General features: G+C 43.5%; 2 protein-coding genes. Both read left to right on the top strand.

Going from position 1 to position 2478, the window contains the following annotated elements; translation table 11 throughout:
- The first annotated feature begins 53 nt into the window (after positions 1-53).
- The gene (locus IAE19_RS16385) at positions 54-1562 is read left to right on the top strand and encodes a TolC family outer membrane protein (protein ID WP_200461965.1); all 1509 of its coding nucleotides are present in this window, start codon (positions 54-56) and stop codon (positions 1560-1562) included.
- Positions 1559-2478: ABC transporter transmembrane domain-containing protein (locus IAE19_RS16380; RefSeq protein ID WP_265092554.1), on the top strand; the 920-nt coding region annotated here is incomplete at its 3' end. The genes IAE19_RS16385 and IAE19_RS16380, both read left to right, overlap by 4 nt.

The raw sequence follows: 2478 nt of genomic DNA, 5'->3' as shown, positions 1-2478 counted from the left end.
AATCAAGTACAATTTTTGACTTGGATATAAGTTTCAAATTCTGGAACAAAAGAATGAACAAATGGCGACACTTTATAAGAATTCCTTTTTATTTATGGTGTAGTTTGTATGTACCGATCAGCTATGCAGATTCTTCCACAACGACAGGTAAGTCAATTAAACAAAACATAGAAAATTTGTTTAGCCCTCATTCTGATGAAGACTTTAATAAAGTGCAATTTAAGGACTTGTCCAACTTTCAGGTGGATACCTCAAAACTGGATCGGTTGCCTGTGGTGGGGATACGTTCAAACACGGCACTACAAGCTTATCCAGACAATTCCAGTTCGAATCGGCAAATTAATCTCATTGACGCGATTCAACTTGGCATTCAACGTAACCCTGAAATTAGCCAAAGTATTTCTACACTCGCCGCCCAAAACTCCAATATTGATGTTGCCAAAGCCCAATACTATCCGCAACTGACCGGGGGAGTGAGTACCGGTGATTTGACGACAGGTGAACGTGGTCGCCAGTTACTGACCCTAAGCGCAACTCAACTGCTTTATGACTTTGGTAAAGTCAAATCCAGTGTTGATACCCAGAAAGCCAAATTGATTGTGGAGCAGGCCAACGTTTTGGTCAGCATTGATGATATTGCCTATCAGGTTGCCTCTGCCGTCATTAACATTGAACGCTATAAACGCATTAGCCAGATTGGAGAACAACAAGTCATCGGCATCCAAAAAATTCTGGATATTGCCAACATGCGCGCCAATGCAGGAATTAGCAGTCAGGCCGATCCCATACAAGCCGAATCCTATCTACAATCGGCGCAATCGAGTCTGATTGCTGAACAATCCTTATTAAGACAATACCAACAGCGTCTACGCACCTTACTAGGATTTGATGTCAGCAATAAAAACTGGACGATTCCTGATGATTTGGTGAAATCCTCTGATCTGTTTCAAGATCCAGAATTTAATACCATCCCCAAAATGATTGCGGCACAGGCCGAAGTTGAAGTTGCCAAATCGCAGAAAAAACAAACCCAATTAAGCCTATATCCGACCTTATCAGTCAAAGGATCCTTAAGTCAGGCTTTGAATGGCGTTAATCCAAACAATGATAAAGATAATGGACTCTATAGTGCGGTGATGCTGGAAGCGAGTAGCAACTTTTATCAGGGGGGAGCTGTTTCGGCGCAGGTCAGATCTGCCAGCTATGCAGAAGAAGCCGCACGTTCCAAAGTTAACTCAGTTTATCTGGACGTACTTGACCAACTACGCACCACACGAGAAAACATCGAAAACAAACAAAGACAAATCCAGGTCCTTTCAGAAAGACAGGCGACTACGGTCAGAACCCGGGAACTTTATCAAGAACAATATAAACTGGGAACGCGTTCAGTACTGGATTTACTCAATGCAGAAATGGCGATCCATTCGGCGAATAACGAGCTTGAAACAGCACGTTATGACATTTACAACAGTCTGGTTCAATTTATCCAGACCACAGGACGCACTCGTCAGGCCTATCAACTTAACCATATTTCAATTCAGGGATTTGAGGTACAACCATGAGTCAAGCACTTAACTATCAGCCGTGGTTACAATCCGTCCTTGTGATTGCCAAACACTACCGAATTGAACCGTCAGAAGAACGCATCCGATTACAACTGGACTGGAACCAGAACCATAACATTGATGATGTGCTGTTACTGATTTGCCGTCAAATGGGACTCAAGTTCCGCAAACTCAAGTTTTCGGCAGAATTACTCAATCCATGGCGATTGCCTGTGATTGCCGAATTTAATGATGGGCAGGTGGGTGTCATAGACAAGGCGGATGGAGAAGGCCATATCAGCATCCAACTCAGTGGAGAACAAGGCCTGGCCCAAAGCTTTACCGTGGATCAACTCAATACCCTGATTAAACACATCTATATCGTTCGTCCGGAAAGCTCGATTCCAGACGCTCGCGTTGATGAATATATCAAACCCTATGAAGCAAGCTGGTTCTGGTCAATTGTCCTTAAAGACTGGAAACGCTATGTGGATATCATGTTTGCCTCCTTAATTGCCAATATCTTAGCACTGGCAACCATTATCTTTTCCATGCAAGTCTATGATCGCGTGGTTCCCTCTCAGTCCTATCCGACCTTATGGGTGTTGGCGGGGGGAGTATTACTGGCTGCTATCTTTGAATTTGTATTGCGCATTGCCCGAATTTACCTGTCTGATATTATTGGAAAACGTGCTGACCTTAAAATCTCAGATCGTGTTTTTGGACATGCGCTACGCATCAAAAATAAAGAACGTTCCAAATCAACCGGTACCTTCATTTCACAAATTCGTGAACTTGAAGGCGTCCGTGAACTGGTGACCTCCACTACCATCAGCGCCATTGCCGACTTACCGTTTTTCTTCTTATTCCTTGTGATTTTCTGGATGATTGGCGGTAGCTTATTCTGGGTGATGGTACTGGTTGTCCCCTTAAT

Source organism: Acinetobacter sp. S40, from assembly GCF_016624705.1.
GTDB lineage: Bacteria > Pseudomonadota > Gammaproteobacteria > Pseudomonadales > Moraxellaceae > Acinetobacter.
The sequence above is the reverse complement of the archived record's forward strand: the minus strand, read 5'-3'. Positions and strand labels throughout refer to the sequence as shown.